This is a genomic window from Mycoplasma sp. 1573, assembly GCF_053851775.1.
In genome coordinates, this window is the sequence record NZ_JBSQBG010000002.1 from 196,556 (window position 1) to 222,865 (window position 26,310).

The following is a 26,310-nucleotide window of genomic DNA, read 5'->3' on the forward strand; positions in this document are numbered from 1 at the left end:
TGCTTTTTTGTTCTTAAAGAAAAAACTTGCTAAATGTTTTTTAGCAAGTCTTGCGGTCAAGAAACTAACACTTGACCTTCATTATTTATAACTTTTTGCACAAATGGTAACATTGAATTAATAAATTGTGCTTCGAGACTATGACTAACATTAATTAGTCTTACACCTTCATTCTTGTAAGTTACTAAATCGCTTCATTTAGCATCTGAAGAAACAATAACTTGAGCTTTCTTGGCTGCTTTAATTAGTTCAAAATAAGGACCAGAACCCGGGAAGATTGCGAGTGTTTTGATTTGTTGATTTTCAGTGTCAAAATTGGCTTGAATATGTGTTATTTTCAGTCTTTTTATTTTCTGAATCAATTCTTTTGTGTCAATATTTGCTTTAACAAACAACACAAATTCACCGAATTCTTCTTGTGTTTTTTTGATAAATTGTTTTTCTTCAAAACCAAGTCCTAAAGCTATTGATTTAGCAGTCAATTGTCTTGTTTTATCAAAAGCCGTATGAAATGAATAAGTGCAAATTTTGTGCTGTTTTAGTAATTCATACTGTTTTTGTTTTGCTTGAGAAAAAGCAAATTCTTTTTCTTTTGTATAAAAAATGAATGGGTGATGACTAATAATTAAATTAACGTTATTTTTGATTGCTATATCGATGGCATTTTGGTCAATGTCTAAAGTGATTAAAACATTAGTTAATTTCTTTCTTCCTCGTGGTGAGATTGAAAAACCAACAGGATCTCAAGGTTCTGCTTCAGCAATTTTCAATTCTTTAGCTAGATTTAAAACAAAATCTTTAACTAACATCTTATTCGCTTTCAGATTGGTAAAACTCTTTTAATTTTTTACGTTTTTGTGGGTGTTTTAGTTTACGAAGAATTTTAGTTTCAAGCTGGCGAACTCTTTCTTTTGAAATATTTTTCTCACGTGCTAACTCTTCAAGTGTATGAACGTGATATGGGATACCATTTTCGTCTGTTCCCACACCATAACGTTTTTGAATTAAGACTCTTTCATCATCATCTAAATGCTTTCTTAACATGTCATCAATGATTCCTGAAAGTTCTTCTTTTGCTGAAAAATCAACTGGATTAATAACATTTTCATCTTTAACAAAGTCACTAAAATTTGAGTTTTCTTCTTTACCAATTGATTTATCTAATGAAATTGGATCGATATTGATTTTACGAATGTAACGAACTTTGTCAGCATCCATATCGCCACCATAACGACGAGCAATTTCATCATCTGTTGGCGCATTTCCGGTTTCTTGTTGCAATTCTCTTTCAATTTTGATAATTTTGTTGATTGTTTCAACCATGTGGACTGGCACACGAATAGTTCTTGCTTGATCTGCTACTGCCCGAGTGATTGCTTGACGAATTCATCAAGTCGCATATGTTGAAAACTTGAATCCTTTAGTGTAGTCGTATTTATCAACAGCTTTTAAAATTCCGGCATTTCCTTCACTAATTAAATCGATAAATGATAATCCCCTATTTTTGTATTTTTTGGCATTGTTGATTACTAAACGAAGATTACGATTAACCAGTGTATCACGCGCTTTTTTGAATTTACGTCTGTTACCACTTTCCTTTGCTTTAGCCATTGTTTCGGCTAATTCTCTTTCTTCACTTGGAGTTAGTAATTTACCGTATTTTCCAATTCAACGCATGTATCATTTAACAATATCGTTAGTTTCACTTAGATTATTAGATAATGTGTCCTCATCACTCTCACTTTCATCATAATAATCGTCATAGTCTTTTAAAAGATCTTCAACATTTTCTTCATCATCATCCAGATAAGAAATAACGTGTGAATCAACATCAGCATATTTTTCTGTGTCATCTTCTTCTTGATCTTCGTCGCTGTCTTCATCTTCATCACGAGTAGTTGAATCATCGTGATATTCGTCTAGATTTAATTCATCACTATCGTCAAAGTCTTCATCATCTAGATCGTCACCATCTTCAAAATCTAAACCGTCTTCATCTAGATCGTCACTCATTATTTCTTCATCATCGTCATCAAGTGATTTTTTGCTTTGTTTTTTATTTTTATTTTTTTTGTCACTTTTAATATCATTTAGCAAATCATTTTCAGTTACTTCTGCTAAATCTTCTTCACTTAGCTCATCTTCTAATAAACCTTCGTCTGCTAGTAAGTCAAATAACTCAACTGTAACATCTTCATCTAAAAAGACTTTCTTTTTATCAAAAAACTCGAATATTTCCGCTTGACTAAGGGCGGTTTTTTTCTTATTTTTAGTTTGTATTTTTTCTAAGTGAGTCTTAAGACCTTTTACTAAATTATTTAAACTTTGTTTTTCATCTTTATTTGTTGACATAACGTAATCCTTTCGATTTTGAACGCTGTTTGGTGTCATTTACAACCCGTTGAAATGTAGTAACAAATTCATCATCACCTGCAAAACCGTGATAATCTTGATAAATATTTTTACATTTATCAATTTCAATTAGCATTTCTTGCTTAGTTTCTAGGTTTCAGTAAGAATAATTTTCAATAGCTGAATAAATTTGTTCAAAAGTTAATTCTTTTTTTACTTCTATTAATTCGATTGCAAAGCTTAAAATTTGATTTTTGACTGCCTTTGAAAAAGGAGGATTAATGATTAAAAGTAAATTTTGTTCTTCAGAAAAAAGTTTTACTAATCATTTCAGTTTATCTGGATATTTAAGGCAATGATATAAAACTTTTGCTTCCGTGATTTCTCGATTTGAGTAAAAACGATTTAGTTTTTTTGTCTCACGTTGCAGCGGAATTGAGTTTGCTTTTGTTCTCGTATATTGTCTAAAAGAATTATTATTTTCATATCGATTGTATTGGTTTTCGCGGTTGATTTGTTCAATTAAATCATCACTAATAACTGGTGGAGTGTTTGGTTGGTATGTATTATCATCTTGTATCACCAAATTAGTTTGATGACTGAGTGCTTCTTGTTCTGCTAAGTCAATAACTTTAGTTAATTCCTGAAATTGATTTTTGGCTTTTTGGCTAATATATTCACGATCAATTTCAGATAGAAATGGATAAAAATCTTGGTATTTACTGATTGCTTCTTGCTTTTGTTCCAATGAAGAAGTGGCATCAATTTGGCCAAAACTTACAGCGTAAATGTAATCTAAATAAGAAATTTCTTTTTCAATTACTGATACAAGATTTTTACCGCCTGGCAAAGAAAAATAAAGCTCATCAGGATCTTTTTTAGTGATATTCTCGATTATGCCAACGTTAAGTTTGAATTTCTCTTTGTTTTGTAAAATAATTTTCAAATTCTTAATGGTTGCATTTTGTCCTGCTTTGTCACCATCAAAAAACAAAACAATGTGGCAATTTCTTAGCATTTGCAAGTGCTTTGAACTTAAAGCAGTACCCATTACTGCTAAGGCATTAATTATTTTGACACGGTACAAAGCAATGACATCGAATTGTCCTTCAACTAGATAAACTTTTTTATCACGAATCAAGTTATTTTTAACATTTTGTCAGTTAAAAAACAAACTGTTTTTGTGAAAAATGCTATTTTCTGATGTATTTAAATACTTAACATCATCATGTGCATCAATGGTTCTCCCGCTGAAACCAACACATTGCAATTGATCGTTAAAAATAGGAAAAATGATTCGATTATTGAAAAAATTTTGCTTTACGTTGTGGGATGAAATTAAACTTGCTTCAACAATTTTTTGCTCATTGTAACCACGATTTATTAATTCATCATAAATAGAAATATCACTGGGAGCAAAACCTACTTTGAAATGGTTAATAATTTCTAAATTTGCAAAAGTTAAATCTTCTAGATGGCGGTTTTTGATTGCTTGTACTAAAGAAATGTTATTTTTCTTTTTTTCTTTTAGGTAATTACGCTGAAAAAAGTTCAATGCATCATTATTTATCGCCAGTAATTCAGCATCTGTTAAATTTTCTACATACTCGTATTTTTGGAATTGTGATACATCGACATTAACTTTTTTAGCTAATTTTGTTAGTGCTTCAAAAGGTTTAATGTTTTCAATGTATTCAATAAATTTAATGACGTTTCCGGATTTAGAACATCCGAAACATTTGAAAAATTGTTTTTTCTCACTAACTACAAATGATGGTGTTTTTTCACCATGGAAGGGACAAAGACCAGTGTAATTAGTTCCTTTTTTTGTTAATGCTACATACTCACCAATGACATCGACAATATTTGTTTTATCGACTACATCTTTTCAAATACTTTGATTATTTGCTTGCATATTGATTCAAGTAATCTAAAATCTTGTCAATATCAATACGATCTTGTTGCATTGTGTCACGGTTTCTGATAGTTACTTTATTATCGTTTAAAGAATCATAATCAAAAGTAATTGCAAAATAGGTTCCGATTGCATCTTGACGACGATATCTTTTTCCTATTGAACCACTTTCTTCTCACGATACTCTAATTTTATTTTTTCTCAACATTTGATAAATTTTGTCAGCTTCATTATTTAATTTCTTAACTAATGGCATAACACAAACTTGATATGGAGAAAGATCGTATGAAGTTTTTAAAATAACTCTGTCTTCATCGTTATCAACTTTTTCCACTTCATATGCTTCAACTAAAATTGCTAATAGTAAACGATCTAAACCAATTGAAGGTTCAATAACATATGGTATTGACTTTTGTCCGTTTTCATCTACATAGTACAAATTTTCTTTTGATAAATTAATGTGTTGAGTTAAATCGTAGTTACCACGATTAGCAATTCCCATCAATTCACCTCAACCGAATGGAAACATAAATTCAATATCACTTGTTCCTTTTGAATAGTGGCTTAATTCTTCCGCTTCATGTGGACGAATGCGAATAGAATTTTTGCTAATACCCATTTTTAGTACGAAATTAAAACATTTTTGAATGTAATATTCGTAAAAGTTCATACTTTGATCTTCTGAGCAGAAAAATTCAAGTTCCATTTGTTCGAATTCTCTTGTTCTAAAGATGAAGTCACGTGGTGTGATTTCATTGCGAAAACTTTTACCAATTTGTCCAATTCCAAAAGGTAGTTTAGGACGCATTGTTCTTAGAACATTTTTAAAGTTAACAAAAATTCCTTGTGCTGTTTCAGGACGTAGATAAATATCACTTGCACTGCCTTCTACTACTCCGGCCTGGGTTTTAAACATTAAATTGAATGAACGAATATTATTTCATTCACACTTAGTGTTGTCATAAACAGAAACCTTTTCTTTAATAAATGTTTCCATTTCTTCTCTCGACATCTTTTCAACATCAACTTCAGGAAACAAATCTTTAATGATGTGATCTGCACGATAACGTTTTTGATTTACTTTGTTTTCAATTAAAAAATCGCTAAAGTTATCCAAGTGCCCACTTGCTTTTCAAACTAGTGGATTCATTAAAATTTTTGAGTCAATTTGAAAATTATTTGATTCTTCATTAATGAAAAAATCAATTCACTTGTTCTTGATTACATTCATCATTGCTGTCGCTAATGGTCCGTAATCTCATGTGTTAACAAGTCCACCATAGATTTCCGAGTTTTGGTAAACAAACCCATTGATTTTTAAGTGATTAATTATTTCAGCAATATTTTTCTTATTATTCTCCATCACAACCCCAATTAAAAAATCTAATAAAATAAATTATTTTATTATTATACCAATTTTATCTTTGGATACTAAAAAATGGCAAAAACTACAATTTCGCCAAGTCAATTATTTGTTTGAAATGATTATAAAATTCCTTGTTTTTTAAGCCGAACGCTTTCATTAAATTAATTATAAGTGCAAGTATTGTCATCGGTCCTACACCGCCTGGAACAGGAGTGATATTTTTAACAAAACCATTCAATGAATTAAAGTCACAATCACCAGTTATTTTGTTGTTTTCATCACGATGAATACCAACGTCAATTATTGTTGCCTCATTGTTAGTTTGACTCACATCAATTAAATGTTTTACACCAGTGGCGACGATTAAAATTTTGTGTCTATTTCAGTCTTTTTTGAGTGTTTCTTTGGTATAAACACTGATATTTGAATTATGTTTTCTAAGTGCCAAATATAATGGATAACCAACCAAATTTGACTGACCAATTATGCCCAGTTCTTGAGTGTAAAAATCAATATTATAATATTTCATCAGCAACACAACTCCAAGTGCAGTGGCAGGTAAAAAAACATCGTTATTTTTTTCCAAATAACTAAGAGTTTTTGAGTTTAAGCCATCAATATCTTTTTCAATGTCGACAGCATCTAAAACATTTTGCTTATTTATATGTTTAGGCAACGGTAATTGAACAATAAGGCCATCACAATTTACTTGAATTTTTCTAATTTCTGCAATTAGTTCATTTTCCTGAATGGAATCTGGATAATTAAATAACTTTGCCTTAAATCCTAACTGATTGGCAAAGTTAATCTTATTATTAACATAAATAGTTGATTCAAATAAGTTTCCTACTTGAATTATGGCCATTGAAGGCATTTTACCCATATACTGCTTCGCCAAGTCAAGAATATCTTGTTTAATCTTGTCACGAATAATTCGACCATCTAGTATTTTGGACATTATAATTTTCTAAATGATCCTTCTTTAGATTGAAGCATAATAGTTTCGCAGTTTTTTATCGATTTTGCATAGTCTATTGCTTCTTTTTGAGTCTTAGTGTGTTTCAGAATTCTTCCACCACGAACCTTGATACCTCAACCTTTGTTGCCTAAAGAATCAGTATGGTTGACAACATAGTAAACTGTTGATGCTTCTTTTTTTACTACTTCAGCCATTTTTTCACTCCTTTACTGAGTTTTATATTGATATTAATATTTCACGTGTAAGTTATCAAAAAAATTATACTAAAAAGCAAGAACCGAAGTTCTTACTTTAGCCATTCTTGTTTACTTACTAAATTTTAAATTAAATTGAATTGCTGAACCTAATGTTAAGACACACAATCTTAAAAAATTCAATTTACATTAAAAAGTGCTCTTAATGTAATTTCTCTACTTTATAAAATGTCATTTTTAACATATAGAAAAACTAAAGATGTAAAAGCGCTAATATTGTCCTTTGTTGAAGCGTTATTGTGGCAAAAGATGGACTTGAAATTTTTTGTAATTGGTTTTTAACAACACAAATATTAATACCAAAAACGCTATCAATGCTAACAGTGATATAGCATAAAAGTGCGACTAAAACTATTGTTTTTGGTTTTTGGTAAAAATTTCATTGTTCAATAACACACATTCTCATTATCCACTCAAGCAAAAGGAACTAATAATCTTTTGCTTTTTACTTAACATTTAAAGTTTTTTGTCTTTGTTAGAAGTAATATTTCCCATTCTTCTATATACAATAATGCAATATTTTCAATAAATTTATTGTCTTTAGGACTATTTGCTATCACTCTGGGAATAGCAATATATTTCACAATAAGTAACAAAAATGTTATAAGTAGATTCTAATCATATTTTTGAATTAAATATTGGTCAAAAGAAAAAATAACATATTAAAGTCGCAGAAATGCGACTTTTTTCTTAAAAAATAAACTTAAAAGTTTCAATGCGATTATCAAAAAAAAGCGGGAATCACCCCGCTTTTATTCATTATTTGTTTTTCAGTTTATCTAACTCTTGTTCGTATGATGCTTTTTTAGCTTCAAACATTGCTAATTTTTCTTGTTCTTGAACGATTTTTTCAGGTTTTGCTCTTTGCATAAAGTTTGGATTATTTAACATTTTTGAGGCATGGTCAATATCAACTTGATTTTGTTCAATCATTTTTTCTAGGCGTTGAATTTCAGCCTGTTTTGTTTCTTCATCCATTACTACAAATATTTTGAAATCACTTGCTTGAATTAATGTGTCTTCATTTGCTTGATATTCAAAATTGGCTAGTTTGGAAATTATGTTTAAATCTTCTTCTTGCAATATTTTTAAGTCAATTGCAAAATATAATGTTTTAGCTTTCGAGATATTTTTTTGTTCACGGTATTTACGTAACTCAGTGATTATTTCAATCATTTTTTCCGCTTTTGTTGTGTCTTTTACCGCATCAAAAACTGGAACTTTAGATTCATATAAGTCTTCATTATACATTTGTTCGAATAAATAATCAGTTGTGAAAGGTAAGAATGGTTGCATCAAAATCAAGATTTTTTTAAAGATTTTGTGGATAACAGTTGATTTGTTTTTAAATTTTGCAAACTCTAAGTATCAACCACTAAATTCATTTACTATAAACTTTTGAATTTCTTTATAAACAACAGTGAATTCATATTTATCCATGTTGATGTTGATTTGTTCTTCAAATTTATTTAATCTATCAACAATATAGGCATCATAGGCATCTAATTTTGAGTTTGTTGACTTATTGATTTCAAAATTGTTAACTAAACGAGCAATATTCCAGAACTTGTTAACAAATAGTTTCGCTGTGTCAAGTTTTGAGTTACCAAAATTTATATCCTGACCTGGAGTTGAATTAAATAATAAAGCAATTCTTAAAACATCTGAACCATGTTGTTCAATTACTTCAATTGGATTTATACCATTTCCTAATGATTTGGACATTTTGCGTCCTTGTTCATCTCTTAAAAGACCGTGAATTAAAACATGTTCAAAAGGTATGTTATTCATAAACTCTAATGACATAAAATACATTCTAGCTACTCAGAAGAAGATAATATCATAAGCAGTTACTAAAACTTGAGTAGGGAAATAACGTTGTACTTTTTCAGTCTTTTGTGGTCATCCTAGAAAAACGAAAGGTGCTAATCCCGAACTAAATCATGTATCTAAAACATCTTCGTCTTGCACTCAACCTTCTCCTGGCTTAGTTAGGCTGACTTTAATTTCTTCACCTTTATATCATGCCGGGATTCTGTGTCCTCATCATAATTGACGAGAAATAGTTCAGTCATAAACATTTTCCATTCATTGTTTAATTACATCTTTAAATCTTTCAGGATAGAATTTTACTCCATCTTCTTTTTCAATGTTTTCTAAAATGTTTTGTGACATTTTGTTCATTTTTAAGAATCATTGTGGTTGCACTAAAATTTCAATTGGCGCTTTTGAACGTTCGCTTAAACCAACATTAGAAATTGTTTTTTCAACTTTTATTAAATAACCTTCGTCGGCAAGTTTTTGTGCAATTTTGTCCCTTGCTTCAAAACGATCTAGGCCAGCAAATTCACCTGCCAGTTCAGTCATTTTTCCTTGTTTATTGATACACTCATTGATTTCAAGACCATTCTTGTTAATGATATCAATATCGTTTGTAGCATGGGCACTAACTTTCATTACTCCTGAACCAAAACTAGGATCAATATAGTCATCAGAAATTATTGGAATTAGTTTTTTAGTTAAAGGATGCAAGATGTTTTTACCTAAGAATTTCTGATAACGAACATCAGTTGGGTTAAATGCTACAGCAACATCACTTGGCAATGTCTCAATTCTTGTTGTTGCAACTTCTAAATATTCATTAGAATCTTGCAACGGGTATTTAATGTAATACATTTTTTGTTCAATTGGTTCATTTAAAACTTCAACATTAGAAAGTGCTGTCATTTGAACTGGATCTCAACTTATTGCTCTTGTACCACGATAAATTATTCCTTTGTTGTATAAGTCAATGAAAACTTTAAGAACTGCTTCGTTAGCTTCTTTGTCAAGTGTAAAACGCTCTGAAGAATAGTCTAAAGCTAAACCTAATTTTGCTCATTGTTCGTGAATAATATTTGAATATTTATCTTTTCATTCTCAAACAACTTTCAGAAATTCTTCTCTACCCATTTCGTGCTTATTTTTGCCTTGTTCTTGTAACATGGCTTCAACTTTTGCTTGTGTTGAAATACCAGCATGATCAGTACCTGGTAAAAATAATGTATCGTATCCTTGTAATTTTTTGTAACGAATGATTGTGTCTTGAATATATGTATCAAGAGCATGTCCAATGTGAAGTTGTCCTGTTACATTAGGAGGTGGCAAAATGATTGTAAATGGTCTTTTAGCTTCATCGTGTTTTTGAAATGTCTTTTTATCAAGTCATTTTTGGTAACGATTTTTTTCAACGATTTTGTGATCAAAATTCTTATCCATTTCTTTCCTTTCATATTTACTATTTGCTAAATCGATTATTAATGTATCTTTTAATATGCTATTATCGACAATGTTTTTGGTTTTTGATTTTTTTGTGACTTTAATTTCACTATTTTGACTAGTTCAAGCTACAAATTCGTTAATCGAGCAATAAACTGAATGATTTTCGTCAATTTTGAATAATTGAACTTGCTTGTTAGGTTCATTTTGAAAAATTACTTTTTGGTTGTTAATTAATTGTTTGGTGATGGCGTGAACTGGATTTTGTGTGAGTGAAGAAGTTTTACCAGATTCCACAACCATATTGTCATGCATTATGAATAAATGGGTTGAAAAATTAGCTGCGATATTCATATCATTGAGAAAATAGATTGCCATGGCTGATTTTTCAAACACATATTTATTTATTTCTTTTAAAATTCAATCTTTTGTTTCAGTACTAAACTTATTTATTTCACTACCGACGATGATAACTTTAGGATTTTTATTAAAAATGTTTGCAACCCTAATTTTTGCAATTGTCGTTTCATCTAAATTCGCCACACTGCGCTCTAAAATGTGTGCTTTTAAATCATAGACTGACAAAACATTGTATAGATACTGTTTGAATAAAAATAATAAAACTGAAGATGAACTAACTTCTGATTTATAAGTAATAACATTTAATAACTTGTTTAAATCAAGATGATATTGTTTTAATTTATCATCTAAATAATTTAAATATTTGGCTTTCGGTTTGATATCTAAAAGTCAAGGTAAACTTGGTTGCAAACGATTGATTTTCAAAATTTCACTATTGAAGTTTTTAATTAAATTATTAAATTGATTAGCTTGCTTACGAACATTATTTTTAACTAAAAACAACTGATTTTCAATCTGTTTTTCTTTGAATGAAATTTCTTTGAGAGTAGTTTCACGATTTCAGCGGTTATTTAAGTTTAGTTCATTTAATAAAAAGTCGTAACGTCTTAGTTTTAAGCGATCTTTAGTTGAAAAATTCACTTTCTCGTTACTACTAATCAAACCATTAATATTGAAAAGATTGCTTAAACGACTAAAAAAATTAGCATAATAATCTTTTTGTTGTGATTTGTAATCGCTCTTGAAAGATTTAAAGCTTAAACTTACAACATCTTCAACTTGTTTTTTGATGTTTTTAATTAAGTCTTTTCTTTGTGAATTGTTTCGATAGAAAAGAACCAAAGCACCTGCTGCATTTAATTTAGCATTAATTTCTAGTAACAACAATTCTAAATTTTGCGGACTCAAACGAGTAATTAAACGATAGTGAAATAGCAAAATTTTTAGCATCAGTTTATTAGCATAATATTTTTTATAAAAATAAATAAATGCTTCTAGATTTTTAGTTGTTTCCAAATACTTATTTTTATAAAATTTAACTTTTATTTTTAAATCACTAATAAATTTTAAAACAACATGTTTTGCTTGTTTGTTATTTGTTTTCTTCGTTTTTACTAACTTGAGTAGTTGATCGACATTAGTTTTGTAATTATCCGAATCATCATTACTTGTATGCTCGCTGATGAAATCATTTCTTTCTTGCCGTAAATTATTTATTTCTTGGTAATTGAGAAATAATTTTCCTTCACGATAACGTTCTTGATAACTAACATAAGTTTCAATAATATTTTTTTCAGTCTTAGTAATTAACTTTAAGTGCTGAATTAGAAAATCATTTGCAAGATTAAAAAATTCAGTCAAATATTCAGTACTGTTTTGTTTCAATTGTGCAGTCGAAGTATTAAGTGTAGAAAAGAAGTTGTTAAATAACTCTTCTAAATCATTGTAGTATTCAACTTCTATTTGTTTTCTGTTAATAGATAAAGCTGTTTGGTACTCAACAAGAACGTTTTTTCAGTCTTTTAGAAAATCTTCGGAATTAAATTTGTGAGTGTCGCTGTCAATAAAATATTGATAAAGGTAATCAATTAGTTTAGTTTTTGTGTCAGTATTATTTCAAGCGTCTCGGAAGCCCCAACCTAAAAAATGACGATAATTTTTTCATTGTTGTTTCAGTGATGTTTTACTGAATATGAAATTATCATTAAACACTAAAAAACCTAAATTGTTATTTTTACTTTTGCGTGATGCAATTAACATATCGAAAATTGCATTTTGTGTATTTTTGTTAGTGTTAATGATAGAAAGAATTTGATTAGGATAAAGAGAAAAATTGATGTCGTTAACATCAATTGATTGTTTATTTTGCGAAATTTGACCTAATCTTATTGCTTGTAAGAAAGTTTTCTTTTTTGAATAACTTTCCATGTTAGAAACCAGTTACTTCCCTTTTTTGGATTAAAGGCGAAACGATAGTATAAGTTGCATAAATGACAGAAAGATTAAATCAAATTTTGACAGGACTCAATAGAGTATGAGAAGTTAAGTTAACTCAAAAATCAACTTTTAGAGACATTGTGTCCCCTCAAGAAAGTAATAAAACGTTTAAAAATTCTAAGATAGCACAGAAAGAAACAATGGCCATCATATCAATGAAACGTTGATATTTTCTTCGTAACACTAAACGATATATTGTTACACCTACCATCATAGTGGCGAATCCAGCAGTAGTTATTAAAATATAGAATCATTTACTTTTAATTCAACGGTTGTTAGCAAAAATTGTGTCAGATAAACTAGCGAAGATTGCAAAAATGATCAAGATTTGCACTGCTAGAATAATCATTGTTGAAAAATAAGCAAAATTAATTAATCCATATGGTTTAGATTTAGATTCAACTAAAATTAGTTTTACTTCATAATAAGCGACTTTTTCGGAAAAATATTGTGCTTGATCTAAATCTTCTTTATTGATTGCTTCTTGTTGACAAAGATTAAAGTAATCAATAATTTGCTTTAAGCGATAAATACGATAACGATTAGAGAAAAGTAGTCCTCCCACATTAAAGTAATATCAAGCAGTAATTCCAGGCACAATTCCCGCTACTGCAACTGCAATTGTGTATAAAACATTGTAGTAAGTGGGAATTAGCGCAAAAGATATTAAGTCAGCCAAAACACCAGTAATTGCTCCGATGAAAGGTCCAAACAAAAATCCAGTAATTTTCACTGGTAAACCTATAAAAGAGAATTTAAAACTTGGTAAAGCACTTATTGGTACAATTCGCACACTAATGATAAAAAACACAACACTAATTGCAATTAAAACTCCAACAAAGGCAATTTTTTTAGAATTTCATTTACTAAAATTGATGTCAGTTTGTGCTCTTAGTCAACTTAGATAGTGACGAATTCCACCTGGCAATTTATCCATATTTTCTCCTTTCTCAATAATTTTAATACATAAAGTATTAGTAACGTGATAATTTTAGATTTTTGTCAATTGTAACACTAGAAATAAAGGTCTTGTAATAACTTGCATTAAACAATATTCCGATGTAAGTGAAATAAGACATAAACAAAATAAACAATTGCACATACATAAATGAAGAAACAGATCCTCATTTTTCATATTTTGCAATCGAAGAAATGAAACCAAAGGTAATACTAAAAATTGACGAAGGAATAGCACTAATAAAAGCACCAATTGCAATATCAGAAAATTTAAGTCTAAAATTGGCTGCAAATTTAAATAAAAGTAGGTAACCAATTATAAAGAAGACAACAACAAAAAATGTCATCAATATGTAATAAATTAGTAAAAATTGTCATCCTTTGTGATCATAGCCTTCAGAACGTAAATAAGCTAAGAACAAGGTAAAAAGTAAGATCACAACATATAAAAATGCAGTCAAACAAATTACTATTCACAAGGCTTTAATTTTGGTTTTGAAGAAATTTGATGGTCTATCGTGATTATAAAAAATCGAAATAGACTCAATAAAGCGAGTATAACCTCGACTTGAAATTCACACTGCACTGACAATTAATAGTATTGCAATTAAGCTTCCACCTGATTGGTTTTTAGCAAATAAACCAGTCAAGTTAGGCATAACTTTATTAATTCCTGGAATCAAACGAGCAAGAATGTCTTCACTCAAAACATTAGCATATGTGATTGACTCGCCATTGACTTGATTAATATAAGGGCTAGGAATTAGTTCGATTGTACTAATGATTACCAAAATCGGAATAAATGAAACGAACAAATAAAGAGCTGTTCCAGCTGGAATGTAAGCAAATTCTTTACTTCTTATTCTTGTATAAGTTTCGTCAGTAATTTTATTCAATTTATCTTTTGAAAGCTTAGATGAAGGAACAACAACTTTAGCAATCAAAAGAATGAAACGCTTCATAATTAGTTCAATAAGATTGCTAAAGCGTGAATTTCGTATTGATCGAGATCTAATTCTGCGATTTCTTTGACTCATGTTATGAAAGTTTTTTAGCTAATATTTCTTGTGCTTTTTGTGCGTCGGCTTGTCCTTTTGTTTGCTTCATTACTTGCCCTATGACAAATTTATTAACTCTTTCAGGACGTTGTTTGTATTCTGTTTTTAAATCAGGATATTGTTGTAAAACATTGTCAATAATTGAATCAATTTCGGAACTTAAATCTTTTGCATATAAGTTATTTATATTAAGAATTTCATTTAGACTCAAATCTGATGATTGTTTTTGCTCTAACACAATTTTTACTGAATTTTTCAGTATTTTATTTTCTTCAAGTAACAAAATCAACTGCTTTAAGTCTGAAGTTGAAATTTTTAAATCTTTTAGTACGATGTTTTTTTCATTTAAAAATGAAACAATATCACTGAAGAAAATGTTGGTTGTTTTTTTAAAGTCATTAGAAGCGATTGCATCTAAAAAATTAGCATATTCAATATTTTCAATTAATTGTCCAATTTGCACGTCATTTAACTTATTATCTAAGTAACGTTGTCTTCTTTGTCAAGGCAGTTCATTGATTTTTATGCTTGAAATTAATTCATTTGATAAGTGAACGAATGGAATATTAGGTTCAGAAAAATATTTGTAGTCAACTGCTCCTGTTTTGCTACGCATAGTTTTATTTGTCTGAGTTTGTTCATCGAAACGTTTTGTTTGCTGTTCAAAGGTTTCATTTGCTAAATATTTAGCTTTTTGTCACTCAATTTCCCACTCTATTGCTTTGGCAATATTATTTAAAGAATTTAAGTTTTTGATTTCAACTCTTGTTCCATATGAATTTGATCCTTGAGGACGAATCGAAATATTAACATCAGCGCGTAAAGAACCTTCTGACATTTTTGCATCACTGATATTTAAACTCAAAGCAGTCAAACGAATCATATTAATATATTCAACCGCCTCTTGAGCTGAGTGCATGACTGGACGCGAAACTATTTCAATTAAAGGTACACCCGCACGGTTGTAATTTATAAAAGTTGACCCGTTTTCGTGAAGTTGCTTAGCAGTGTCTTCTTCCATGTGAATACGTTCTATTGCTATATACTTTGTTTCATTATTTATTTGAATTGGCAATTTTCCATCTCGTCCAATTGGACGAAATTGTTGAGTAATTTGAAAACCTTTTGGCAAGTCAGGATAAAAGTAATTCTTTCTATCAAAGTGAAGCTCATTATCAATTTGCATATCTAGCGCTTTAGCTAGTTTGATTGCACTTATGACTGCTTGTTTATTAAGTAATGGCAGTGTTCCTGGGTATGCTAAATCAATGACACTCACTGCTTCATTTGGTTGAAGATTGAAATCATTAGCGGCATAAGAAAACATTTTGGTTTTTGTGTTTAGTTCTAAGTGAATTTCAATCCCTATAACTGCTTCAAATTCCATTATTTTTCTCCTTTGATAATATCTTCAATTCATAAAGCATGCTGCAACATTTTAACATCTTGATATTTAGCACTGTCAATCGCAAGCGAGTAAGGCATACTATTTTCATTTTTACCAAGGGGTAAAGTTAAAGAAGGATTACCTACTAGGTTAGCATAAGTTAAAATGTAATCCATGAATGATTCATCAGATTGGGCGTCAAAACGTGGCGCAACATCTTTAGCTGCTGGGTATATGAAAATATCACAATTTTGGTGAATATTAGCGAAATAGTTAGCAAGCAAACGACGCATTTTCTGAGCTTTTTTCAAGTAACGTTCTTGATTTTCTTGTTCTAAATAATACGAACCTAAAATTAAACGTCTTTGAACCATTGGCCCTAATCCTAATTGACGAGTTTTAATATATGTTTGCATTCAATTATCTTGCTCTTGTCTTAATCCGAAAGCTGTTCCATTTAAATTAGCAAGATTACTGCTTGCTTCCGTAAAAGCAATGATTTGATACACAACAGACACTGATTTTAGTAATTTTTCATCAACTTTTACAGGTTGTAATGAAACTCCTTCTTGTGACAATTTATTCAATAATTTTTGATAACTATCTTTTACACTCTTACTTAAATAGTCAAAACAATCCAGGTAGGCTATCTTTTGCGGTTTTTTAGTTTTTATTTCTTCTTTGCTAAAACTTAAATCTAGAGATGTGTTGTCGTTTGAAAAATCTTGTTTGAATAACACTTGCGCAATTTCAAAACTATCGTTGACATTGTGACTAAATCAAGCAACAGTATCAAGTGAAGAAGCAAAGGCAAAAAGACCATATCGACTGACTGCTCCATATGTGGGCTTGAATCCTACTCTACCTACGTATGAAGCTGGTAAACGCACACTATCTCCAGTATCTGAACCTATTGCAAAACCTACATTTTCAGTAAATGAAGCGGCCGCTCCTGAAGAACTTCCTCCTGCCAAGTAATCTTTGTTTAAAGGATTGCGAACTAAACCAAAATAAGAAAATTGTCCGGTTCCACCTAAACCAAATTCGTCTAGATGAGTTTTGAAAGCCAAAGTAGCACCTGCTTGTTGTAATAATTTAACAATTGTTGCATCATAGTAAGGAATGAAATTTTCAAGAATATGACTAGAAGCATGTGAAATACTGTCTTTGGTTGCGTAGTTACTTTTTAGCGAGTAAACACAATTAGCAAGAGTCCCTTCATTATTTAACTTAGCATCTTGATACACATAACTGACTGCATTATTTGTGTCATTTGCTGCTTCTATGAGCGCTTTTTGCAAATTTCCTTTGTTAATCATTTATAACCTTTCTTACCTTAACAAAAGTGTCATCTTTGTCGTATGCATTGGTTAATAATTCTTGTTTGCTTATACCTGGTTTAGGTTCATCTTCACGCAACATATCAAAATCAATAGCTTTTTCGTTAATGTGTGTCATGGGCTCAAGATGGTCTAAGTCAAAACTATTCAATAATTCAAGTTGCTTTTTGATGTTTTCATGTTCTTCATTTAGCAATAAAAAAACTTCTTCTTTTGGTTCAAACAATAAGTCATTAGCTAGTTTAATCATTTTTGCTTTTTCCACATTAGCCTCCTATCATTTTGGATATGAAACAAATTCCATGTCGTTTAAATAATCAAGTTCAGGAAGTTGTAAATTTCTGATAACAATGCGATAAGCATGTAAAAAGACACGATGCGATTTTTTGCCACCATATTTTGTGTCCCCTAGAATCGGCACTTGCATGTGCGCTAAAGTTGCTCTAATTTGGTGTTTTTTACCAGTTTTTAAAGTAGCAAATTTTTTACCGTTTTGTGTGAAAAAATGAGTTGTTGCTTTTACTCCAAATTTGTTATCACGATCTACTACCATCTTTTCTTTTTCAATGTCTTTTTTTAATCTAACACTTACTAATTCATCACCTTCAAAATCGCTAATGAATTGATATGTTTTTTCAAAATCATTATGTCTTGCTTTTAGTTCAACTAATGTTTTATAGTTTTTGGCATAAATTATCAGTCCTGATGTTACTCTATCCAAGCGACCAATTGAATCAGGAACAAAAGAAGCAAATTTTTCATATTTTAGGTATGTTAAAACTTGATTTTGTAGCGAGTCTTCTTCACCAACCATTGTCACACCTGCTTTTTTATCGACGATTAAAATATTGTCATCTTCATACACTTTTTTGAAAGTTACATTGGTTTTTTGCACTCTTTTTTCAATGTTGGCATTGTCAATTCCATAAACTGTGACTTCATCACCATTGCTTAGTTTTAAGGACTTATCATTAGTTTTTTTACCATTTAGTCGAACATCTTTTTGACGAAATGTTTTTTCAATTTTTGAAATTGGAACATTGTTACAATTCTTGATTAAAAACTTGTATAAAGTTCTACCTTCATCATTTGCTGTTGCTTTTAGTTTAATCATTATATTCTCAATCCTGAACTATTGCATCTTCGTCATCACGACGTTGTGAATTAAATAAGTCGTAACGTTCTGCCTCAACTTTTTGCTCATCTTCTTCGTATTTGTCAAATTCTTCAAAAATTGGTAACTCTGAAAGTGACTTGATTTTGAAATAATCATAGAACTTGTTGGTAATTCCGTACAAAATAGGTTGTCCTGGTGTAGAAGCTACTCCTACTTCTTCAATCAATCCTTTAGCTAGTAAAGTTATCACAATATGATCACTGATTACTCCCCGGATGTTATTGATCATTGAACGTGTGATAGGTTGTTTGAAAGCAATAATTCCTGCAACTTCGACCGCTGCTTGACTCAAAGTTTGTTTCTTTGTGACACTAACTAAATTGCTGATTGCTTCTTTTGCTAAAGGAGCAGTTAAAAATTTGAAAACTTTGTTAAATTCATGAACTTCAGTTCCTCTTGACAAAGAATTAAAGTATTTTTGAAAATCTTGTAAAAGTGTGTAAGCTTCATTTTCATTATTTAGATTGAATACTTCTTTCATTTGTTCAACTGAAAGACCTTGGTCACCTTGAACATATAAAAGTGCTTCAATAACTTTATTGTTGACCATATTTTTCTCCTTTTTTGATTGCAACAATTTCTAATTCTTCATTTTCACTGATAACAACTACTTGTTGACGTGCTAGATCTAGTAAAGCAATTAAACTAATTACAAAATGCCCGTATGTCGGAACACTGAAAACATCTTCAAAATTTAGAGTATCAGTGTTTTTAGTTTCAAATAATTGCAAAATTCTTTGTTTTTGCTCTTCTGGCGAAACTGCTTTAGTTGAAAGTGAAATATTTTTTAATGTTTCAGCATAAGTTCTTTCAAACATTTTTCTTAACACTAAAGCAAGTCTTGAACCTGATGAGTGTCCTGCTAGTTCATTAGGATCACCTTTTCGCACAAAAGGACGTAAATCACTAATGGTTTTGTTATATAAATCTTTTCTTTGTTCTTCGTGCTGTTTTAAAACAACACTCAAGTCTTTGAAGCGTTCATATTCAGCAATTTGACTCAACAAACGAATTTTTTCTTTGTTTGCTTCTTCTTGTTCTTCTGGATCTTGCAAAATCATTTTAGCTTTTAGATTAATTAAAGTTGCAGCCATTACTAAGTATTCAGAAGCGGTATCAAAATCATTTTCATTAAGATTGTGAATAATTGCTAGATATTGATCAGCAATTTCGTTAAGATCAATTTCTCAAATATCAATATTTTTATCTCTAATTAAAGTAACAAGCAAGTCCAAAGGACCTGCGAATGATGAAAGCTTAATGTCTAAGTAAGAAGGTTCTAATGATTCATTTGGTTCCATAAAAATTAAAAGTCCTCAAGTTTACGTGCTTTTTCTTGCAATTTTGCTTCTTTTTTAGCTTGTTTTTGGCTGTATGTTAGTTTTTTAGGATTACGTTTTTTAGGTTGTTTTTTTGAATTGTAAACTTCTTGATTTTGATATTCTGATTGTACTTTTTGTTTTACTAAGTTAGCAATTTGACTTGTTTCAGCTTGGTTGATTTTCAAAGTGTCAATAGCATCATGAAAAATTACTTCAATAGTGATTTTTTTTCTTCGTTTTGGATCTAAAGCAATCCCACTTCCATTAATAGTCACTGGCACAACTGCAAAAGAATTAGATTTAACCACTTTGAATGCTCCTGCTTTAAATTCTAATAATTTGTCATCACGTGATCTTGTTCCTTCAGGAAAAATTACCCCCAAAGTTCTTTGATCACGGACAAAATGACCAAAGGATTCCAATGTTTTAACGCTTTCACGAATGTTTTCACGATTTAGGTAGAATGTATCAATGATTGAAAGTGTTTTACGAGTTAAATATTTATCTTGTAGTTCCTGTTTTGCTAAAAATGTTGGTCTTAAATTGTCAACGTTAACATCTTTAGTTTGTTTGTCCATTGCTGCCATTATTGCAATAGCGTCAATATTTGACACATGGTTAGGATACAAAATTGCGCCATGTTTTGGCAATTTATCATACCCTTTAACAACTAATTCGATTTTTAAAAATTTCAATAATCATTTAGCTCTTTTAACTAAGTAATCTACTCTTTTTTGCAGTGTAAAGACGCTTGGATTATTTTTTGAATTTCTAGCCGTTCTCAAAATTCCTAGAATTCTTAATCCTAGTCATGGGCTACACAAAATCATCTTTGTCTTAATGTTCATTTTTGCTCCTTAATTTTTGATTGCCATAGCAATAACAAACTCACCCTCGCTAGATGTTGAAAGTGAGAAATTTTTGTAACGATAGGTTATATCTTTTGAAATTGAAATATCTTTAAAAGAATATTCACTATTGTCAGCTTTATAAATCGCCTCTTTAAGTGCTCATCTTGTCGCTAAAAATATATCTTTGTTTTCGCTTTTTTGATAGTCAACATATTCAATGTCTGACAGAAAACGTTTAATAAAATGTTCTTTTACTTCTTTAAACCGATTAATGTTTACCAAATCAATTCCTATCTTATACATGTTTATAATTATACCTGTGGTTTATATTTAAAATAAATATAAAAATTATTTTTTTCTGGCTATGATTTCTTACTTTAATAAGTAGGAGACAATATGAATAAAAATAAAGGTATGCTTTTGGAAAAAATAATTAATCAAACTAATGAACGTTATGCCCTACTTAATCTTGCATTAATTCACAAAAAGAATCTTGATATTAAATTCAAACAAGTAGTAAAAAAGGACAAAAAATTACTGATTGAAGATGCTAAAATAGTGCAAAAATCGACAGTCGACTACTATGGAATTTATAGAGGTAAATTCATTGCTTTCGAAGCAAAAGAATGTGAAGGTGACACTTTTTCCTATCAAAATATACGTAAGCATCAAATCGAATATTTGGACTTAATTAATCGGCATCAAGGGTGTGGTTTCTACATAATTTTTTTCAAAAAATATGATGTCTTTTATTGAGTAAAAAGTACTCATTTACACACGTTTTTTGAAAAAAAGAGATCACTGAAAATGAGTGATCTCGACAAGATAGGAAACAAGCTAGAATTGATATTTCCTGGGGTATTAAATTATTTAGATTTTATTTGTTAATTTTACTTTTTAGAACTTTTGAAAATTTGAATTTAGGTTCTACCTTAGCAGGAACAATAAGTTGTTCTTTTGTAAAAGTGTTGATAGTTACTTTTTCGTCTTTGTGTACTGTGCTGAATGTTCCAAAACCTGAAATAGCAACTTTTTCTCCTTGTAATAATTGTTCAACAATTACATCTTCAAGAGCATTGTAAAATTGTTCAACTTCGCTAATTGACTTGTCTAATTTTTGAGCAATTTCGCTAATTAATTCTTTTTTGTTCATAACTATTCTCCTTTAAGATCTCTTTTAATCAAATTTTTCAACATTAGTTCTAAATCATAATCTTCATAAATTACTTTATATAAACCTTCAGTTATCGGTAATTCCATTTGTTTTTTACTTATAACATTATCATAAATCGCTTTTAAAGCAGTTAAACCTTCTACAGTCATTTTTGTATCAAGGGCTTCTTTACCTTTTTGACCGTAAAGCTTACCAAAACTAAAATTACGAGAAAACTCACTAAATGCAGTAACAATTAAATCACCTATTCCTGTCAATCCAAACAAGGTTTCTAATTTTCCACCGTTAGCTTCTGCATATTTGCGCATTTCAACAAGTCCTCGAGTAATTAGTGCTGCTCGAGTGTTAATTCCATAACCTTTTGCATCCAGAATGCCTGATGCAATAGCTAAAACGTTTTTATAAATCGAACCAATTTCAGCTCCAATTTCGTCTGTTTGAGTATAAACACGGAAATAATCATTCGAAAACAGTTGTTGTACCAATTTTGCTTTATTTTCATCGCAATCTACTGAGTCAACAACAGTTATTGAGTCTTTAACAATTTCTTCAGCGTGTGAAGGACCTATTAAACTAACAACACCTTTCACATTTGTATTGTTAGCTGTTTTTTGCTTCATAGCAGTGTGTAAAGGGATAATTGTTCCTGGATAAAAACCCTTAGCAACATTGATAAACATAACTTCAGAATTTAAATTTGCCAAAACATCATTAAATACTTGATCCATAAATTTAGATGGCACTGCTAACAAAACATAATTAGTTTTATCTAGTGCTTCTTTGAGATTGTTAGTTGTTTTAAAATTTGGTAAATATATTGATTCTGGAAAGTACTTTAAATTTTTGCCTTGTTTTAATTGTTCTAATTCAGTTGTATCAACACCATAAATAGTAACATCGTGACCGTTTTTGTGCAAAATTTTTGCACAAGCTGTTCCCATTGAACCTGAACCGATAACAGTGATTTTATTACTCATAATTTCTTCCTTCATTTTTGTTTCTTAACAGAATATTAATCGGAGTTCCCTCAAAGTCAAAATACTCACGTATTTGATTTTCGATATAACGCAAATATGAAAAGTGGGCATACTCACGATTATTAACAAACAACACAAATGTTGGTATTCTTCCTTCTATTTGTTGGGCAAAATTTATTGTTAAACGTTTACCTTTTAATGATGGTGCTGGCTTGAATAATTGCATTTGCATTATTGCTTCATTTAGTTTTGATGTAGGTATTTTTCTCTCAAGATTCTCTCTTACTGTAATTATTAGTTTTTTCAACTTATCTAGCCTCTTGTGACTTTTAGCACTTATAAAAACTATTGGAGCCCAATCTATAAACTTAAATTTTTCTCGCAACATTTCTTCATGACGAATCATTGTATTAGTTTCTTTTTCGATTAAGTCTCACTTGTTAACAACTATAATAATTGGTTTTCTTTGTTCAAAAGCAAAACCTGAAATACGTAAGTGAAAGTGACTAATGTCTTCAGTTGCATCTAGTACTAAAAGAGTTAAATCACTTTCTTCCAAACTATTCATTGCACGCATTAGTGCATAATGTTCAACACTGTCAATAAGCTTAGATTTTTTCTTGATTCCGGCTGTGTCAATAATTTCAAATGTTTGGTCTTCTATTTTTACTAAATCACTAACGCTATCACGAGTTGTTCCACTAACGTCACTAACAATAGAACGATACGAACCGCTAAGAGCATTTAATAGTGAAGATTTCCCAACATTCGGTTTTCCAATTATGCTTAATTTGAAATGCTTTTCAAAATCTTCATCATTTTTGGTAATTTTTTCAACAATCGCATCTAGCAACGAACCTAAACCCTCTCCATGAATGGCACTAAGAGCAAAAATTTCATCAAAGCCTAACGAGTAAAAAATAGGATTAAATTCACCACGCTCGCCTTCACACTTGTTAATGGCAAGAATAATTTGTTTTCCTGATTTACGCAACAAATTAGCTACATAATAATCTTCATTAGTTAAATCTTGGCGTCCATCAAGCATAAAGACAATAATATTTGCTTCTTCAATTGCTATTTGTGCCTGAATTGAAATTTGGTCTTGCATTTGGTCATCACTCACCGTGATTCCACCAGTATCCACAACTTTAAAAGTTGTTCCAGTTCAAGTCACTTCATCGTATAAACGATCTCTTGTAACTCCTGGTTGATCATGAACTATTGCTTTTCTTTTATTGATTAATTTATTAAAAAGAGTGCTTTTACCAACATTCGGCTTTCCAACAATTGCTACTAATTCTTTCATGCTTTTACTCCTTAATTTTTTCTAAGGCTAAAGCATGTATTTCTGCATAAACCTCTAGAAGACTTTTTTTCGATGAATCAATTCTAATCGAACCTGGTGAACATATTAATGGATCTTCTTTGCGATTCATATCTTGTTCATCCCTTGCAATAATTTCTTGCAATGTTTTGTCATAGTCACTATCGAAACCTAATTCAGCATTTTGTAAAACTCTACGTTTTGCTCTAATGTCAGCATCAGCTCATAAGAAAATTTTAAGTTCAGCAGTAGGAAGAATACGGTAAGTTGCATCACGACCATCAATGATAATTCCTTTATAAGAAACAGAATATCATTGTAAAAAGTCAACTACTTTTTTACGAACAGAAGGATAAACTGCAATGTCACTTGCTGCTTTGGAAACTTCATCTTTTCTTAAATCATGAGTAACATTACGACCTTTAAAATACACTTGTTCTTTTTCATCAATTTTGATGTCTTCGAAATTTCATTGACTATTCACTTGGCTTTCATTTGTTAAGTCCAATTTTTGTTCAATTGCGTTTAAGGCAATTAGTCGATAAATTGAACCACTTGAGATAAAGAAATAACCTAATTCTTTAGCTAGAAGTTTGGCGACACTAGATTTACCAACACCGCTTGGACCATCAATTGCTATGTTAATGCGCTTTTCCATAATTATTCTCCTCTTAGTTTGCTTAATTCTGTTTCAACGATATTTTGAATTGCATCGATTTTTGCATCATGCAACAATGGCAAGAATTTTTGCTCATAAATCATTTCACCATCCAACTTATTTTTTTGTTTAACGGTTTCAAGATTTGCAATTTGTTTTGTAATGAAATCATCATTACTAGATTTTGGTTTAGCAGAATTCACTTTTTCTTTAATGATCGTCTCATTTTCAACATAAGTTTTGAAATCGTTAAATTCTTTTTCAAAATCTTCTAAATAACCCGTTAGCTTATCTCTTAATTTTAAATATTCTTTACGGGTTTTTTTAATAGTTTTTACTAAAGAACTAGTCTTTTTCAGCTCTTCACGATAATTTTTAAAATGCTGCTTTCTACTAGGCAAATTCATAAAAGAATTATAGCCACATAATGCTTTAAAAAAATAAAAAAGTTAGCTATTTTTTACTAACTTCTTTAACTCATTTTTCATAGGTATTATCTTTATTATTTTCAAGAGCTTGAACAACGATTTTTCGCTCTGAATCTGATAAAGTAGGAATAAATGTTTTAATTCTTACAATCATTTTTCCATATTTATTTTGGTTTAAGAACTTAAATCCACAATCTTTGATTATGAATGTGTCACCATCTTGATTTTTTTTGTCAAGTTTTATTGGTTTTTCACCATATGGCGTTGGCACATAAATGGTTTCTTCAGCTATTATTGATTTAATTGATACAGGAACTTCTAAAATAATATCATTATCAATTCTACGGTAGTAGTCATGACGTTTAACTTCAATAACAAGTCGCATATCTCCGGTTTGTCCACCATTTTTTGATGGAATTCCGAACCCTTTTAGCAAAAGAACTTGACCACTCATTATTCCTGCTGGAATGTCAACTTCTTGTTCAACATTAGTTCTAATTGAACCATTACCTTTACATTTTGAACATTTTTTGACAATTATTTTTCCAGTACCAGAACAATCAGGACAAGTTGTTACACTTTGAAATAAACCAAACATTGAAGAAGCAACTTTACCCCCGCCATCACAAGTAGAACACTTCTTAGAGTCTTCGTCTTTTTCAGCTCCTTTGCCTTTACATAAATCACAAATCTCGATTTTTTGAAGTTTTAAGGTTTTTTTGACTCCGAATACTGATTCAAGAAATGTTATTGTTATTCTTTGTTCTAAATCAGCTCCTTTTGTTGGACCATTGGGTTTTGAACGTCCAAAGGCACCACCAAAGAAATCACCAAAGCCATCGAATTCATCAAAGCTAAATGCTTTTGAAAATCCACCAAAAAATTGTTTGAAGATATCAGACGCGTTCGAGAACCCTGAAGCTCCACCCATTTGGTCAAAAGCAGCATGTCCAAATTTATCGTATTTAGCTCTTTTTTCTGGATCACTTAAAACTTCGTATGCTTCCGAAACTTCTTTAAATTTTTCTTCTGCTCCTGGTTCTTTATTTCTGTCCGGGTGATATTGCATCGCTAGTTTACGATATGCTGATTTAATTTCTTTTTCAGTTGCTGTCTTAGAAATTCCTAATACTTCATAGTAATCACGTTTTTTATCTGCCATAATAAATATA

Annotated in this window: 24 protein-coding genes; 1 reads left to right on the plus strand and 23 read right to left on the minus strand. The window is 30.2% G+C overall.

The genetic code is table 4. From position 1 onward, the window contains the following. Positions 1-29: 29 nt before the first annotated feature. The 17 genes from ACWXVT_RS02395 to ACWXVT_RS02475 form a co-directional block, all read right to left on the minus strand. A complete protein-coding gene (locus ACWXVT_RS02395; RefSeq protein WP_455967934.1) occupies positions 30-809 on the minus strand; it encodes a Nif3-like dinuclear metal center hexameric protein in 780 nt (259 codons plus the stop codon). 1 nt (position 810) lies between these two features. Next, positions 811-2,352 (minus strand): RNA polymerase sigma factor, encoded by a 1,542-nt coding sequence (locus ACWXVT_RS02400; protein WP_455967935.1) that lies wholly within the window; start codon positions 2,350-2,352, stop codon positions 811-813. Then, on the minus strand, positions 2,339-4,267 hold the full coding sequence (gene dnaG / locus ACWXVT_RS02405) for a DNA primase (RefSeq protein WP_455967937.1): 1,929 nt from the start codon (positions 4,265-4,267) through the stop codon (positions 2,339-2,341). Before dnaG ends, ACWXVT_RS02400 begins: the two co-directional genes overlap by 14 nt. Next, positions 4,254-5,630 (minus strand): glycine--tRNA ligase, encoded by a 1,377-nt coding sequence (locus tag ACWXVT_RS02410; RefSeq protein ID WP_455967939.1) that lies wholly within the window; start codon positions 5,628-5,630, stop codon positions 4,254-4,256. Before ACWXVT_RS02410 ends, dnaG begins: the two co-directional genes overlap by 14 nt. A gap of 85 nt (positions 5,631-5,715) precedes the next feature. After that, positions 5,716-6,591: a bifunctional 5,10-methylenetetrahydrofolate dehydrogenase/5,10-methenyltetrahydrofolate cyclohydrolase gene (locus ACWXVT_RS02415; protein WP_455967941.1), complete on the minus strand. Its 876-nt coding sequence runs from the start codon at positions 6,589-6,591 to the stop codon at positions 5,716-5,718. After that, complete coding sequence (locus ACWXVT_RS02420) at positions 6,591-6,806, minus strand: DUF2188 domain-containing protein (RefSeq protein ID WP_455967942.1); 216 nt, start codon at positions 6,804-6,806, stop codon at positions 6,591-6,593. Before ACWXVT_RS02420 ends, ACWXVT_RS02415 begins: the two co-directional genes overlap by 1 nt. 819 nt (positions 6,807-7,625) lie before the next feature. Continuing rightward, positions 7,626-12,413, minus strand: coding sequence for a valine--tRNA ligase (locus ACWXVT_RS02425; protein WP_455967944.1), 4,788 nt, complete (start codon positions 12,411-12,413; stop codon positions 7,626-7,628). Position 12,414: 1 nt separating this feature from the next. Next, positions 12,415-13,419, minus strand: a complete 1,005-nt coding sequence (locus ACWXVT_RS02430; RefSeq protein ID WP_455967946.1) for an ECF transporter S component — start codon at positions 13,417-13,419, stop codon at positions 12,415-12,417. A 37-nt stretch (positions 13,420-13,456) separates the two neighbouring features. After that, positions 13,457-14,401: a YihY/virulence factor BrkB family protein gene (locus ACWXVT_RS02435; protein WP_455967947.1), complete on the minus strand. Its 945-nt coding sequence runs from the start codon at positions 14,399-14,401 to the stop codon at positions 13,457-13,459. A 76-nt stretch (positions 14,402-14,477) separates the two neighbouring features. Next, on the minus strand, positions 14,478-15,884 hold the full coding sequence (gene gatB / locus ACWXVT_RS02440; RefSeq protein ID WP_455967948.1) for an Asp-tRNA(Asn)/Glu-tRNA(Gln) amidotransferase subunit GatB: 1,407 nt from the start codon (positions 15,882-15,884) through the stop codon (positions 14,478-14,480). Beyond that, positions 15,884-17,203 (minus strand): amidase family protein, encoded by a 1,320-nt coding sequence (locus ACWXVT_RS02445; RefSeq protein WP_455967950.1) that lies wholly within the window; start codon positions 17,201-17,203, stop codon positions 15,884-15,886. The genes gatB and ACWXVT_RS02445 overlap by 1 nt, the downstream gene beginning before the upstream one ends. Further along, on the minus strand, positions 17,196-17,489 hold the full coding sequence (locus tag ACWXVT_RS02450) for an Asp-tRNA(Asn)/Glu-tRNA(Gln) amidotransferase subunit GatC (RefSeq protein ID WP_455967951.1): 294 nt from the start codon (positions 17,487-17,489) through the stop codon (positions 17,196-17,198). The genes ACWXVT_RS02445 and ACWXVT_RS02450 overlap by 8 nt, the downstream gene beginning before the upstream one ends. 9 nt (positions 17,490-17,498) lie before the next feature. Beyond that, entirely contained in the window at positions 17,499-18,338 is an 840-nt protein-coding gene (locus ACWXVT_RS02455; RefSeq protein WP_455967953.1) for a pseudouridine synthase, read from the minus strand. Next, positions 18,331-18,951 carry an SMC-Scp complex subunit ScpB gene (scpB, locus tag ACWXVT_RS02460; RefSeq protein ID WP_455967955.1) on the minus strand — a complete coding sequence of 207 codons (621 nt, stop codon included), beginning with the start codon at positions 18,949-18,951 and terminating at the stop codon, positions 18,331-18,333. The genes ACWXVT_RS02455 and scpB overlap by 8 nt, the downstream gene beginning before the upstream one ends. Further along, a complete protein-coding gene (locus tag ACWXVT_RS02465) occupies positions 18,938-19,702 on the minus strand; it encodes a segregation/condensation protein A (RefSeq protein WP_455967957.1) in 765 nt (254 codons plus the stop codon). The genes scpB and ACWXVT_RS02465 overlap by 14 nt, the downstream gene beginning before the upstream one ends. A 5-nt stretch (positions 19,703-19,707) precedes the next feature. Next, a complete protein-coding gene (locus tag ACWXVT_RS02470) occupies positions 19,708-20,571 on the minus strand; it encodes a lysophospholipid acyltransferase family protein (RefSeq protein ID WP_455967958.1) in 864 nt (287 codons plus the stop codon). A 9-nt stretch (positions 20,572-20,580) separates the two neighbouring features. Beyond that, the gene (locus tag ACWXVT_RS02475; protein WP_438341717.1) at positions 20,581-20,877 is read right to left on the minus strand and encodes a 4'-phosphopantetheinyl transferase superfamily protein; all 297 of its coding nucleotides are present in this window, start codon (positions 20,875-20,877) and stop codon (positions 20,581-20,583) included. A gap of 93 nt (positions 20,878-20,970) precedes the next feature. On the opposite strand from ACWXVT_RS02475, the gene recU reads away from it, so the two are divergent. Further along, entirely contained in the window at positions 20,971-21,462 is a 492-nt protein-coding gene (gene recU / locus ACWXVT_RS02480) for a Holliday junction resolvase RecU (RefSeq protein ID WP_438341716.1), read from the plus strand. Here recU and ACWXVT_RS02485 read toward each other — a convergent pair. Genes ACWXVT_RS02485 through dnaJ form a run of 6 tightly spaced genes read right to left on the minus strand, consistent with a single transcriptional unit; the run spans position 21,452 to position 26,300 of the window. Beyond that, positions 21,452-21,727: an HU family DNA-binding protein gene (locus ACWXVT_RS02485; RefSeq protein ID WP_455967959.1), complete on the minus strand. Its 276-nt coding sequence runs from the start codon at positions 21,725-21,727 to the stop codon at positions 21,452-21,454. The genes recU and ACWXVT_RS02485 overlap by 11 nt on opposite strands. A gap of 2 nt (positions 21,728-21,729) precedes the next feature. After that, positions 21,730-22,725, minus strand: coding sequence for an NAD(P)H-dependent glycerol-3-phosphate dehydrogenase (locus tag ACWXVT_RS02490; RefSeq protein ID WP_455967960.1), 996 nt, complete (start codon positions 22,723-22,725; stop codon positions 21,730-21,732). Beyond that, positions 22,718-24,034 (minus strand): ribosome biogenesis GTPase Der, encoded by a 1,317-nt coding sequence (gene der / locus ACWXVT_RS02495; protein WP_455967962.1) that lies wholly within the window; start codon positions 24,032-24,034, stop codon positions 22,718-22,720. Before der ends, ACWXVT_RS02490 begins: the two co-directional genes overlap by 8 nt. A 4-nt stretch (positions 24,035-24,038) precedes the next feature. Then, positions 24,039-24,710, minus strand: a complete 672-nt coding sequence (gene cmk, locus ACWXVT_RS02500) for a (d)CMP kinase (protein ID WP_455967963.1) — start codon at positions 24,708-24,710, stop codon at positions 24,039-24,041. Between the two features lie 2 nt (positions 24,711-24,712). Next, positions 24,713-25,117, minus strand: coding sequence for a hypothetical protein (locus ACWXVT_RS02505; protein ID WP_455967964.1), 405 nt, complete (start codon positions 25,115-25,117; stop codon positions 24,713-24,715). A 46-nt stretch (positions 25,118-25,163) separates the two neighbouring features. Further along, positions 25,164-26,300 carry a molecular chaperone DnaJ gene (gene dnaJ, locus ACWXVT_RS02510; protein ID WP_455967966.1) on the minus strand — a complete coding sequence of 379 codons (1,137 nt, stop codon included), beginning with the start codon at positions 26,298-26,300 and terminating at the stop codon, positions 25,164-25,166. Positions 26,301-26,310 lie beyond the last annotated feature (10 nt).